Here is a 13,014-nt window from a genome sequence, read left to right on the forward strand (position 1 = left end):
CGCACGAGGAGGAAGTCGCATGCCTGTCGCCCGCCGGACGCCACCACAACCCGGTTCCGCCCCGACCGCCGAGACCGCGCACGCCCTGCCGGTCGTACCGACCGCCCTGGTGGCCGAAGCCCTGCCACTCCCTCCGTGCCCGACCCCGGATCCGCCCCTGGCACGGACTTCGCCGCTGCCTCTCCCCCTGGCTCTGGCCCTGGCTCTGGCGGTCTGGGCCCTGCTCGCCATCACCCCCGCGACCGCGCACGCCACGGACACCGGGCTCGGCACCGTGGCCGAGGCCCTGCGGAAGAGCCCCGTGTACGTCGATCCCCGCGCCCGGGACAAGCTCTCCGAGGCCGACGCCGAGGAACTCGCGAAGAAGATCGAGGACGCGGACAGGCCGGTGTTCGTCGCTGTGCTGCCCGAAACGGCCGAGTTCCCGCCCGGGACCCTGATGCGGGACCTGCGCACCCTGGTCGGCGTCGCCGGTGTGTACGCGGTACGCCTGGGCGACGGCTTCGACGCAAAGGCGGACTCCTCCGTGATGTCGCGCGACGCGGTCGGCAATCTGACCGGCGCCGTCAAGCGCTCCCGTTCCGGGGACCCCGCCGGGATGCTGACCGCGTTCGTGGACCGGGCCACCGCCCAGGCCGCAGGCCGGGCGCCGGACACCTGGGACCGGTCCGGGGCCGGCGAGGGCGGCGGCGGGACGGGGCCGCTGCTGGCCGTCGGCGCGGTCGCACTGGCCGTCGGCGGGGGCTACGCCTGGTACCGCCGGTCCCGGAAGAAGCGCGAGCGCGCCGAACTGGACGCCCTGCGCGTGGTCGTCGACGAGGACATCACCGCGTTCGGCGAGGAACTGGACCGGCTCGACTTCCGCCCCTCCGAGCCGGGAGCCGACGACGCGATGCGACAGGACTACACCCGCGCCCTGGACGCGTACGACCGGGCCAAGGAACTGATGGCGGCCGCCTCCGCGCCACAGGACGTCCGGGCCGTGACCGAGACACTGACGGAAGGACGGTTCGCACTCGCCACCCTGACCGCCCGCCGCAACGGCACACCGCTGCCCGAGCGCCGCGTCCCCTGCTTCTTCGACCCCCGTCACGGCCCCTCGGCCGAAGACGTGTCGTGGACCCCGCCGGGCGGCACGCCCCGCGGCGTGCCCGCGTGCCGCGTCGATGCCGAACTTCTGACGTCCGGGCAGGAACCAATGATCCGTCAGGTCAGCACCGCCGAGGGTCCGCAGCCCTACTGGAACGCCGGTCCCGCATACTCCCCCTGGGCCGGTGGCTACTTCGGCGCGGCCGCGGGCGCCGTGGGCGGGCTGCTCGTGGGCACGGTGCTGGGTTCGGCACTCGGCGCATCCACCGCGTTCGCCGACACCCCGCCGTCCGGCGGCGACACGCCCGGGGGCGGCGAGTTCACCGGCGCCGACTTCGACTCCGCTGATTTCGGAGGCGGTTTCGACAAGGGAAGCGGCCTCGACGGAGGAAGCGGCTTCGGGAGCGGGGGCGACTTCGGAGGCGGGGGCGACTTCGGAGGCGACTTCGGGGGTGGCGACTGGTGACCCCTCACCCACTCCAAAAACTTAAAGGATTGCGCAATGGTTAAATCATGACAGCGGATACGAACGACATGACCGGCTGGGAATACGCGGTTCTCGATGGTGGCCCCGCCGACGGACTGCGGACGCGGGTCACCGACCGCCCCGGGGTGCTCCAGGTGACGTACCCGTGCCAACTGGACGCACCATCGGGCGACATACAGGTGGAGGCGCTCTACGTCTACCGTCGCGACCCCCGGGTGCGGAGCGAGCCTCTGAGGTACGGCTTCGACCGCGCCAGCCCCTGACGCCCCGTCGACGCCTCGGAGCGGGCAGGCCCGCCGTCTCCGGCCGGACGCGCGCCGCGGGCGAACGCCGCCACGCCCGGGACCCACCCGCGGCTGCGCCCGGGCACCGCTCCTACGCCCGGGCGCCGCGGTTCTCGTGGCGGCGGCGGGCGACCGCGAGGGCGACGGCGTACAGCCCGAGGACGACTACGAGCAGCAGGTAGTAGACGCTCGGCAGGGCCGTCATGCCCAGGGGCGGGCCCAGCGGGGAGAGCGGCAGCAGCAGACCGGTGACGGCGAGCGCGGCGGCGGCACGACCGACCGGACTGATGCCCCGTATGCCGAAGACACCACGGGCCCCGGAGGCACCAGGGGCCTCGGCGGTGCGGCGACCGGTCCGCAGGAGCACCATCACCAGAGCCTGGGTGAGCAGGTTCTCCGTGAACCAGCCGGAATGGAACAGCGCCTCGTCGTCCGTGCCGCCCGGGCCCCTCAGGGCGAGCGCGAGCACCGCGAACGTGGCCAGGTCGGCGACGGCGTTGAGCGCGCCGAAGGCGGTGATGAAGCGGAGGAAGTCGCGCGGCCGCAGCATGGTCGGGCGCCTGAGCGCGGCCGGGGCGACCCGGTCGTAGGAAAAGGTGAGCTGGGCCGCGTCGAAGCACAGGTTCTGGACGAGCGCCTGGGCCGGGAGCATCGGCAGGAACGGCAGCAGGAGACCGGCGGCGAGCATGGCGATGACGTTGCCGAGGTTCGAGGAGAGCGTGATGCGCAGGTACGTGGCGATGGTGACGCTGCTGCGCCGGCCCTCCGCTATCGCGTGGTCGATCGCGGTCAGGTCCTTGCCGTGACCGGCGAGCACCACGCCGGCGCTCTCCCGGGCCACGTCGACGGCGTCGCGCGGGCAGATCCCGACATCGGCGGCGTGCAGCGCGGGCAGGTCGTTGACGCCGTCGCCGAGGAAGCCGGTGGTGTGGCCGGCGGCCCGCAGCGTGGTGACGATCCGGGCCTTGTGCTCGGGGGTGCAGCGGGCGAACACGGTGGTCCGGTCGGCGAGTTCGGCCAGTTCCCGGTCCGTGAGCCGGTCGATGCCGTCCACCGTGCACACCTCGCCCGGGTCGAGGCCCAGATCGCGGCAGGCCCGGGCCACGGTTCCGGGGTGGTCGCCGGTGAGCACCTTGACCGTGACGCCGCGGTCGGCGAGGACGCGCAGGGCACCGGCGGCGGAAGGGACCAGCTCCTCGCGCAGCGCGACGAAGCCGGTGAACGTCAGTCCGCGTTCGTCGGCGGGCGTGTAAGCGCGCTGCCGCGCGGGACGTTCGGCGGTGGCGACTGCGAGGAGTCGCAGCCCGTCGTCCGCCCGGTCGGCGGCGAGTGCGAGCAGCCGCTGTCGCTCGGCGTCGTCGAGGGCACACCGTTCCAGCACGTTCTCGACGGCGCCCTTGACGACGAGGGTGTGGACGCCGAGGCGGCCGGGGGTGCGTACGACGGCGGTGGAGAGGCGGCGAGCGGGGTCGAAGGGCACGGCCGCGATCCCGTCGTAGTCGAACGGCACGGCCGCACCCCTGCCGTGACCGACCACGTCGGCCCTGTCGCGACCGGGCACGTCATGGCCGGACGCGTCGTCCCCGTCGTCCCCGTCGGCCGTATCTGCCGTATCTGCCGTATCCGCCGCATCGGCTGTGCCGCAGGCGTCGGAGGCATCGTGGGCGACGAGAATCGCCTCGCCCAGGGCGTCGTCGGCGTCGAGAATCGCCTCGTCCAGAGCGTCGGGGACGGGCAGGTCGGCGAGCTGAAGCGTCCACCACGCGTTGACGGCGGCCCAGTGCAGCACCTCGGGGTCGTCCCGGCCGTCGGCGTCCAGCGCGCGGACCACGACGGGCCGGTCCTGCGTCAGCGTGCCCGTCTTGTCCAGGCACAGCACGTCGACCGCGCCCAGGTCGTGCAGCGCGGGCAGCCTTCGGACGATCACGCCGTGGACGCGGGCGAGGAGCGACGCACCGCGCGCCAGGCACGTGGTGACGATGACGGGCAGCATCTCCGGCGTCAGTCCCACCGCCACCGCCACCGCGAACGGCAGCGTCTCCAGGCCCCGGCCCCGCAGGGCCGCGTTCGCCATCAGCACCAGCGGCGGCGTCAGCAGCATGAACCGGATCAGGATCCAGGAGATCCCGTGCACCGACCGGTCGAAGGCGCTCGGGCCGCGCGGGTGCACGGAGTCGTGCGCGGCGGCGAACCGGGTGTGCACCCCGGTCGCGACGACCACCGCGGTCCCACTGCCCGCCATGACGCTGCTTCCCTGGAAACACAGCTGTGGCGCGTCGAAGGGACCGCTCTCCGGCGCCTCGCCGCCCGTTGCCCCGCCGCCCGTCGGCACGTGCCCCGTCGGCCCGTTCCCGTTCCCTGCCGGCCCGTGCCCGTTCCCCGTCGGCCCGTTCCGCGTCGATCCGTCGTGGGTCGGCTCGTGCCCGTGCCCTGTCAGCGCGTTGTCCGTCGGTGCGCCACCCGTCGGTCGGCCCCCCGGCCGGTTCGGGGCGTCGACGGGGTGCTTGACGACCGGGGCCGACTCCCCGGTGAGAGCCGCCTGGTTCACGCTCAGGTTGTTCGCGCGCAGCAGCCGTACGTCGGCGGGGACCAGGTCCCCGGGCCCCAGGCGCACCACGTCCCCCGGCACCAGCTCGTCGACCGGGATCTCGCGGGCCACCGGCGCCGCCTTGCCGTCCGCGCGGCGCAGAACCGTCGCGGTGGTCGCCACCAGGTCCCGCAACCCGGCCATCGAACGGTCGGCGCGGTGCTCCCCCGCCGACCGCAGCACGCAGCTGACCACCACGAGCACGGTGATCACACAGGCGGTGCCCCAGGCCGCGACGGCCGCGGACACCAGGCCGAGGCAGAGCAGCACCGCCGTGAACGGATCGCGGAGACTGCGCAGGAAGCGCCCCGGCCACGACACGGCCCGCCGGGCGGGCAGCGTGTTCTCGCCGAACCTGGCCAGGCGCTCGGCGGCGTCCCCGTCCGTCAGCCCGCGGGGGCCCGTGTCCAGCGTGCGCAGCACCTGGAGCGAGGTCAGTTCACGCAGGCCCCCGCCGTTGACGGCCGCTCCGCCCGGCGCCGGGAAGGCCGATGGCGAAGGGGCCGGTGGTCCGGGTGCGGTACGACCTGACTCCTCGGCCTCGGAGGTCTCAGGCACCGGTCCTGCGGAGCGCGCGCACCGGCGCGGACGCCCCGTCGGCCCGTGCGGCCAACTGGCCGACCATCAGCCGTACGACGGTCACGACATCGGGGTCGTCCACGAAATACACCATGCGCCGGCCCTCACGACGGGAGCGCACGAGACCCGCGAGCTTCAGCTTCGTCAGGTGCTGGCTGACGGCGGGCAGCGCACCGCCCACCCGCTCCGCGAGTCCGGTGACATCGCTCTCGCCCTGGGCCAGCGCCCACACGATGTGCAGCCGCGCGGAGGAGGCCAGCAGTCCGAAGGCCGCGGCGGCCTCCGCGAGCACCTCCGCAGGCGGGTCCTCGAAGCCGTCGGCGCCTGTCGCCACCGTCGTCCCTCCCTTTCCGCAGGGTCGCTTGCGAACCTGCCCAGTCTAAGGGCTGTCCCGTAATCCATGGCGGGCGCGCGACGACGGCTGCGGCACCTCGCAGGCCGTACCCCGGGCGCCCGACGGGTCCCGCCCGCTCGGCGCCCCGCCCCGCCACCCCGGTCGACCGGTGCGCAGGGTGGCGCCCGGTCACGGCCCCGGCCGCCCAGGGCCGCGCAACCAGCACCGTCCCCGCGGCGTCTTCACCATCGTCTGTACAGTTGCGCAACCAAGCAACGCACCGTCGCCGTCCGGGACTTGCTCCGCCCGGTACGGCCCGACGAGGGGAACGAGAACGTGGGCATCATCAGCTGGATCATCCTCGGTCTGGTCGCCGGAGTCATCGCCAAGGTCCTACTGCCCGGTCGCGATCCGGGCGGCCTGATCGGCACCACTCTCATCGGCATCGCGGGCGCCTTCATCGGCGGCTGGCTCTCGGCACGCCTCCTCGACCGGCCCGTGGAGAAGGACTTCTTCGACCTGGCCACGTGGGGGGCGGCGATCGGCGGCTCCCTCGTCCTGCTCATCGGCTACCGCATCCTCTTCGGGAACTCGCGGGACTGACGACCCGCGGAAACGCGCGGGAGCCGCCCCCGGGGGCCAAGGCCCCACCAGACGGCTGCCCCCGGGAGGCTCGGGTCTCCCCGCCCGGCTCTACAGCGGCGTGGCCGCCCGCAGGATCACGATCATCGTGACCGCGGAGTTCGCGGACGACATGGCCGACAGGGCCGCACCGGCCACGGCGTACCAGGCCGCGGCGCCGACCGCGGTGAACGTGGGCGGCCAGGTTCGGGCCGCCGGAGCCGGGCCGAGCAGCGCCGCCACCCTGCGCGGTACCGGACCCGGAGCGGCGAAGGCCGCCAGCGTCGAGGCGGGCGGCGGGGGCGAGATCAGCGCGGCCTTGCCCACCGCGCGGGCCGTCACCCGCCGGTCGCCGACCACGCGGGCAGCCTCCTCGTCCGCCCAGCGCTCCACGGTGTACGCCACGGACGTACGGAGCGGCCGCAGGAACGGATTGGCGCGCGCCGCCAGCCCGGCCACCAGGAGAAAGCGGTGGTGACGCCCGTCGAGGTGGGCGCGCTCGTGGGCGAACAGGGCGCGGCGCTCCCGCGAGCCCAGGCCGGCCAGCATCCCCCTGGAGACCAAGATCCGGCCCGTGCCCCCGCTTCCGGGCAGCGTGTGGGCGTACGGCGTGGCGTCCGGCAGCACGGCGACCCGGGTGGCGGGCAGCCCCCGCAGGGCCCGCTCGGCATGGCGCCGCACCCGGTAGTGGCGCAGCAGGAGCCCCGTACAGGCCGCGGCCACGACCGCGAGGGCGCCGATGGCCGCCTTCCCGACCAGTTCGTGGCGCGGCACGGCCGCCCGTACCTCGGGGTCGGACCAGCCGTCGGGCAGCGGATTGCCCGGGAGCTGGGCGGTGCCGACGATCGCGAGCAGGACCAGGCAGAGGGTGCTGCACAGCCCGAGGACGGCGCTCGCCGCGGACAGGAGCCGGGTGGCGGCCCGGGGGTGGAGGTGGAGTTCCGCCAGGCGGGCGATCGGCCAGGCGGTCAGGGGCAGGACGAGCGGCAGGAAGACGAAGACGCCCATGGTTTCAGTTCTCCCGGCCGTCCCGGTCCTCGGTACGGCTTCCCGGTTCGTCGTGGGCATCGTTGAGGAGCGCGCGGAGCAGTTCCTCGTCCCGTGCGGACAGGCCCGACACGAAGCTCATCAGCACGGCCTCGCGGTCGGTCTCGCCGTCCAGCACCCGGCGCATGCGGTGTGCGGCGAGCCCGGCCTCGTCCGCGGCCGCCGTCCACAGGAACGAGCGGCCCACCCGTTCCCGGGTGACGACGCGCTTCGCGTGCAGCCGGGTCAGGATCGTCATCACCGTCGTGTAGGCGAGCGTGCCTCCGAGGTACGCCCGTACCCAGGCCGCCGTCTCCGGACCGGGCGCGGCCCGCAGCGCGGACAGCACCTGCGCCTCCAGTTCGCCCTGCCCACGACGGCGTCCGCGCGCACCCCACTCCCCGCCGCCGTCCTCGTCGCGCCCCCGGTCCCCGTCCCGGGACCGGCCCAGGCCCTGATCCTGATCCGTCATGCCGTCGTCTCCCTGCCCGTACGCCCTCCCCGTCGGGTGGGCACCCCATCGTAGTGAGACAGGTCCGCGGCCCTGCCGAATCCACGACATCACCGTTGCTCGGGCCGACGGAGGGCCGACTGCTCGCGCCGGCGGAGAGACGGCGGAGAGACGGAGGAGAGACGGAGGCCAGGACCCGGTACGCCTGCGGGCCCTGCGCAGCGATCCGGACCTGGGCGCCGGTGTGCTCCTGCGACTGGCCGGGCGTGTTGGTCGAGCAGTCGACCTTCAGCTGCCGGCCCTCGTCGGTGATCAGCGTGGGACGGGAACGCTCGGCGACGCCGGTGGCGACGGCCTCCGGCCCGTTCACGACCGGAAGAACCCACGGGCGGCGAATCCCTCCTTCAGGTCAACGACACGGTGGCCCTCGTGGTCGATGACACGGCATGGCCGACCGCTGGGTCTATCGTCAGCGGCGTGTTCGCCCCGTGGAGCGCCGCCCCGCACCCGGCGGAACGTCGTCCGGGCGATTCCGGTTCGCCCCCCCGTGGCGCTCGATGCCTCCTGCGCGACCGGTCCGCACGCCATTGAGCGCACCGGTCCACAAGCCGGTGAGCGCAAGGGTGGCGTGCGGAAGGTCAGGGGCTCGCCGGGTCCTCAGCCCGTCCGCCAACGCCCCGCGCATATGGGAAGGACACGGAGATGTCAGCTGTTCCGGGCTCTATGCCGTCGCAAGAGGGGCACCGGCGCCTGCACTTCTTCTTCGAATCCTCCTGTGACCGCGTCCCTTCGGCCACGGCACTCGAGTGCGACCACCAGGTACTGACCTACGCCGAGGTCGAGGCGCGCGCCAATCGGCTCGCCCACTTTCTCCACGGACTGGGGATCGGCCCCGGTTCCCGGGTCGCACTGCTGCTGCCGCGGTCGGTGGAGGCGTACGCGGCGTTGCTCGGGGTGGGGAAGGCCGGTGCGGTGTTCGTTCCGGTCGATCCGGCCTCGCCACCGGACCGGCTCGCCTACATCGCGAGGGACGCGGACGTGGACCTGGTCCTGACCACGTCCGCCCTCGCACCGACGGTCGCCGGACTCGACCGCCGCGTGGTCCGGCTGGATGCGTGCGCCGACGAACTGGCCGCCATGCCCACGGCCCGTCCGCTGCCGGGTCCCACCGGCTCCGGAGCGAAGGACGACAACACTGCCGCGTACATCATGTACACCTCCGGGTCGAGCGGCAGGCCCAAGGGGGTGGAAGTCGCCCATTCGAGCATCTGCAACTTTCTCGACATCGTGCCCCTGGTCTACGACGTGCAGCCGGACGACCGGGTGTACCAGGGCATGACGTTCTCCTTCGACTTCTCCATCGAGGAGATCTGGCCGACGTGGTCGGTCGGTGCGACTCTCGTCGCGGGGCCGGCCGGTCCCGGGCATCTCGGGGCGGACCTCGGCGACTTCCTCGACGACCGGCGGATCACGGTGCTGTACTGCGTACCGACACTGCTGGAGACGATTCCGCCGGAACTGCCGCGGATCCGCACGCTCGTGGTGGGCGGTGAACCCTGTCCCGCCCAGCTCGTCGAGCGGTGGAGCAGGCCCGGGCGTCGCATGCTCAACACCTACGGCCCCACCGAGGCCACCGTCACCGCGACCTGGGCGGAGCTGAGTCCGGGACGGACGGTGACGATCGGCAAGCCGCTGCCGTCCTACCTGGTGGTGCTCCTCGACGAACAGCTGAGAACGGTGCCCGACGGCCAGGTGGGCGAGATCTGCATCGGAGGCCCCGGCGTCGCTCATGGCTACGTCGGACAGCCCGCGCTGACGGCCGACCGGTTCATCGAGCATCCGCTGACACCGCACGGCAGCAGGCTCTACCGCACCGGCGACCTCGGCCGGAAGGGCGCGAACGGTGAGATCGAGTTCCTGGGCCGGGCCGACGACCAGGTGAAGATCCGGGGCTACCGGGTGGACCTGGGCGAGATCGACAGCGCCCTGCTGGAGGCCCCCGGCGTGCTGGAGGCGGTCACCACGCTCACGGACGTTTCGCGAGGCGGCGGCCGCGGCGACCGCACCGAGACGGCGGGAAGCGGAGAACTGTGCGCCTACGTGGTGCGCGATCCGGACAGCCAGGAGGACGAGCCCGCCTTCGTCGCCGAGTTGTACGACCGTTTGCGGCACAGACTGCCCGTGTACATGGTCCCGGCCTTCCTGGACGTCCTGCCCGCTCTTCCCTCCATGTCCAGCGGCAAGGTGGACCGCGGACGGCTGCCCGCGCCGAGCGGCCGGAGGCTGGTCGGCGGTGGCCCGGTCGTGGCGGCCGAGGGCGAACTGGAGACGCGGGTGCGGGACGTCTGGGCGAAGGTGCTCGGGATCCCGCCCGAGACCCTCTCGGTCCAGGCGGACTTCTTCACCGACCTCGGGGGCCACTCGCTCCTGGCGGCCAAGGTCGTGTCGGCCCTGCGTGACCGCGGCACCGGCGCGAGCGCCACGCTGCGCGAGCTCTACACGTATCCCACCGTGCGCGGCCTCGCAGCCCAGTTGAGTGACGGACCCGGCGCACAGCACGCGACCACTTCGCCCCGACCCGGTCCGATCCGCCATCGCACCCGCCGGATCGCCGCCGCGGGAACCGTTCAGCTGGGCGTCATCTACGTGATGCTGCTCGTGCTCGCCCTTCCGTTCGCCTATGTGTACAGCCGGCACGGCGGCCAGATCTCGGTCCGGTCCTCGGCGCAGACGACGATCGGCGCGTACCTCGGCTACCTGGGTGTGCGCTGGCTCGTGCCGGTCGCTCTCGTGCGTCCGCTGTCGGCCGGCATCCGGCCGGGCCGCTACCGCTTGTGGGGCCTGGCCTACATGCGGCTCTGGACGGTGAACCTGCTGCTCGGCCTCTCTCCGCTCCCGGTGCTCAGCGGCTCCTCCCTGATGGCCGGCTACCTGCGCCTGCTCGGCGCCCGTGTCGGACCACGCACCACCATCGCCACCGGCCTGATCACCCTGCCGAGCCTGGTGAGCATCGGCGCCGACGCGTCGATCGGCTACGGCGTCTCCGTCACCCCATGGCGCGTGTCGGACGGGTGGGTCACCGTCGCCCCGATCGAGATCGGCTCACGCGCCTTCGTCGGAGCGAACGCGGTCCTGGAGCCGGGCGCGCGCATGGGGGCCGGTGCCTCGCTCGGCGAGCAGTCCACCATCGGCCCGGACGAGACGGTCGCCGCCGGCACCCGGTGGGCCGGTTCACCGGCGCGTCAGGTGAAGGCGCTGGCCCCCGTCGTCGAGACCATGCTGAACTCCCGTGGTGGCACCGGCCGATGGCGGACACGTCACCTCGCCGTGTCACTCGTCGGCCTGGTGTTCCTGGAGACCGCCGCGGTGGCGACGACCCTCCCGGAAATCGTGCTGTTCTGGTGGGCGACGCTGAACTGGGGCATCGCGGGCGGCATCGTCGCCACCACGCTTTCCGGTCCCATGTTCGTGGTCACCGTCTGCTGCACGGTCGCGGCCGGAAAACGCCTGGTCCTGCCAAGAGCGCCGATCGGCATCCACCCGGTGCGCTCCTGGCTCGGCGTACGCAAGTGGGTGTCGGACAAACTCCTGGAGATCAGTCTCACCTTCACCAACTCCCTGTACGCCACCCTCTACACCGTCCCCTGGCTGAAGCTCCTCGGCGCCCGCATCGGCCGGAGTGCCGAGGTCTCCACCGTCGCGCACATCGACCCGGACCTGCTCACCCTCCACGAAGGCAGCTTCGTCGCGGACCTGGCCAGCATCGGAGGGGCCACGTTCGCGGCCGGCCAGGTGGCGTTCGGCCCCACCGAGGTCGGACAGCGCGCGTTCATCGGCAACTCCGCCCTCCTGCTCGCGGGGACACGGACCGGACCGGGGTCCCTGGTCGGAGTGGGCACGGTCCCGCCGCAGAACGACGTGGCCGACGGCACCACATGGCTCGGATCACCCGCGATGCGTCTGCCCGTACGCCAGAGCAGCGGCTCGTTCCCCGAGGAACTGACCTTCCGCCCCACCCGCCGAGCGGTGCTCCAGCGTCTGGGCATCGAGTTCTTCCGCATCACGATGCCCGCCTCCGCGCTGGGCACGAGCGCCTACCTGTACCTGCTGGCACTGTCCTGGCTGACCGGCCGACCGGGCCTGCTGGTGCCCGTGCTCGCGGCACCGGTCCTCGTGATGGCCGCGAGCCTCGTGGTGATCACGTACTGCGCGGTGGTCAAACGCCTGGTCGTCGGCACCTACCGCCCTCGCGTCGAGCCCCTGTGGAGCCTGTTCGTGCGCCGTACCGAGTTCGTCACCGGCCTCTTCGAAGCAGCCGCGGTACCGGCCGGTGCGGGCTTCCTGATCGGTACGCCCTACCTGCCCGTCGTCCTCCGGCTCTTCGGCGCGCGCGTCGGCAGAGGCACCTGGATCGCCACCACCTTCCTCACGGAGTTCGACCTCGTGAGAATCGGGGACGACGCCGCGATCGGCCTGCGCGCGTCCCTGCAGACGCACCTGTTCGAAGACCGCGTCATGAAGATGTCGACGGTCACGGTCGAGAACGGCGCGAGCATCGGCACACGAGCGGTCGTGCTCTACGACTCCGTCGTCGGCGAGGGCGTCCGTCTCGACGCGCTGTCGCTGCTCATGAAGGGCGAGCGCCTCGCACCGGGCACGAACTGGCGGGGCATTCCCGCAGAAACCGTCGTCGAACGTGACACCACCCGGATCCCGGAAACAGAGGCATGACACAACGGACCCGGGTCAAGCCTCACGGTTCACCGAACGGTTCACCGACTCGTGCGGCCTTCCCACCTCACGAGCCGACCGCGATCGCCTTCGCCACTGCTCGCGAGATCCCTACGATCGCGTCGGCCAGACCAGCGCCTGGGCGACGATGACGCGCTCCCCGTCGAAGGTGACGGCGGGACCTTCGTGCAGTTCGTAGCCGAGACCGATCGCTTCGCTCACGCGCCGGCAGAACGTCGCGTCGTCCGGTCCGGTCAGGACCCGGTAGACGGGCAGTCCGTCTGGTGGTGTGCTCATGAGGGGAAGCATCCCAGACACACCCGCCCACCGAGTCGGCAGGCCGGCATCGCCGGTCCGTCGAGGACGGCGTCGAAAGTGTCCCGAATCCTGCGGTGATCGCGCCGAACGCGTCGGCGAGCGCGGAACCGACCAGCAACAACCGACCAGCAGCAACCGTCCGGCACCCGTCTCGGGGGCACGATCCGCAGCAGGGAGACGGGTTCGCCGGAAGTGGCCACGACCGGACCGAGGGTCCACCACCCACGCCCCCACAACCCCAGCTCGATCCGCTACCCTGTCAAGGGCCGTCCTCTGTGGCGGCCCGCACCCTTGCCGCAACGCGGGCGAATACTCACTCAGAGTGTTCGATCACGTTTTGCGCAGGGCCCCGCCTTCGTAGCTCAGGGGATAGAGCACCGCTCTCCTAAAGCGGGTGTCGCAGGTTCGAATCCTGCCGGGGGCACAGACCGCGCAGCAGGTCAGAGCACATGAGAGGCCCCCCGTTCGTTCGAACGGGGGGCCTCTCGGCTGCCCAGAATCCACATG

General features: G+C 72.6%; 9 protein-coding genes and 1 tRNA gene. 5 read left to right on the plus strand and 5 right to left on the minus strand.

Features of this window, described 5'->3' with window-relative positions; translation table 11 throughout:
- Positions 1 to 19 precede the first annotated feature (19 nt).
- Positions 20 to 1,555 (plus strand): hypothetical protein, encoded by a 1,536-nt coding sequence (locus tag ACFYXM_RS08590; RefSeq protein ID WP_389288109.1) that lies wholly within the window; start codon positions 20 to 22, stop codon positions 1,553 to 1,555.
- A 47-nt stretch (positions 1,556 to 1,602) separates the two neighbouring features.
- Positions 1,603 to 1,839, plus strand: a complete 237-nt coding sequence (locus ACFYXM_RS08595; protein ID WP_389288111.1) for a hypothetical protein — start codon at positions 1,603 to 1,605, stop codon at positions 1,837 to 1,839.
- Positions 1,840 to 1,951: 112 nt separating this feature from the next.
- On the opposite strand, the gene ACFYXM_RS08600 is transcribed toward ACFYXM_RS08595, so the two are convergent.
- Both ACFYXM_RS08600 and ACFYXM_RS08605 read right to left on the minus strand, forming a co-directional pair.
- A complete protein-coding gene (locus tag ACFYXM_RS08600) occupies positions 1,952 to 5,005 on the minus strand; it encodes an HAD-IC family P-type ATPase (protein WP_389288113.1) in 3,054 nt (1,017 codons plus the stop codon).
- A complete protein-coding gene (locus ACFYXM_RS08605; protein ID WP_360115191.1) occupies positions 4,998 to 5,360 on the minus strand; it encodes a metalloregulator ArsR/SmtB family transcription factor in 363 nt (120 codons plus the stop codon). Before ACFYXM_RS08605 ends, ACFYXM_RS08600 begins: the two co-directional genes overlap by 8 nt.
- Before the next feature lie 336 nt (positions 5,361 to 5,696).
- On the opposite strand from ACFYXM_RS08605, the gene ACFYXM_RS08610 reads away from it, so the two are divergent.
- A complete protein-coding gene (locus ACFYXM_RS08610) occupies positions 5,697 to 5,963 on the plus strand; it encodes a GlsB/YeaQ/YmgE family stress response membrane protein (protein ID WP_073787256.1) in 267 nt (88 codons plus the stop codon).
- A gap of 90 nt (positions 5,964 to 6,053) precedes the next feature.
- On the opposite strand, the gene ACFYXM_RS08615 is transcribed toward ACFYXM_RS08610, so the two are convergent.
- Both ACFYXM_RS08615 and ACFYXM_RS08620 read right to left on the minus strand, forming a co-directional pair.
- Positions 6,054 to 6,989 carry a M56 family metallopeptidase gene (locus ACFYXM_RS08615; protein ID WP_389288116.1) on the minus strand — a complete coding sequence of 312 codons (936 nt, stop codon included), beginning with the start codon at positions 6,987 to 6,989 and terminating at the stop codon, positions 6,054 to 6,056.
- A 4-nt stretch (positions 6,990 to 6,993) separates the two neighbouring features.
- Positions 6,994 to 7,479 carry a BlaI/MecI/CopY family transcriptional regulator gene (locus ACFYXM_RS08620; protein WP_389288118.1) on the minus strand — a complete coding sequence of 162 codons (486 nt, stop codon included), beginning with the start codon at positions 7,477 to 7,479 and terminating at the stop codon, positions 6,994 to 6,996.
- Between the two features lie 681 nt (positions 7,480 to 8,160).
- Between ACFYXM_RS08620 and ACFYXM_RS08625 the strand changes: the two genes are divergently transcribed.
- Positions 8,161 to 12,189: a Pls/PosA family non-ribosomal peptide synthetase gene (locus ACFYXM_RS08625; protein ID WP_389288119.1), complete on the plus strand. Its 4,029-nt coding sequence runs from the start codon at positions 8,161 to 8,163 to the stop codon at positions 12,187 to 12,189.
- A gap of 111 nt (positions 12,190 to 12,300) precedes the next feature.
- On the opposite strand, the gene ACFYXM_RS08630 is transcribed toward ACFYXM_RS08625, so the two are convergent.
- A complete protein-coding gene (locus tag ACFYXM_RS08630) occupies positions 12,301 to 12,486 on the minus strand; it encodes a DUF1737 domain-containing protein (RefSeq protein WP_073787065.1) in 186 nt (61 codons plus the stop codon).
- Positions 12,487 to 12,858: 372 nt separating this feature from the next.
- Here ACFYXM_RS08630 and ACFYXM_RS08635 point away from each other — a divergent pair.
- Positions 12,859 to 12,931: transfer RNA gene (locus ACFYXM_RS08635), tRNA-Arg, on the plus strand.
- Positions 12,932 to 13,014: the final 83 nt, after the last annotated feature.

Source organism: Streptomyces sp. NPDC002476, assembly GCF_042889785.1.
GTDB lineage: Bacteria > Actinomycetota > Actinomycetes > Streptomycetales > Streptomycetaceae > Streptomyces.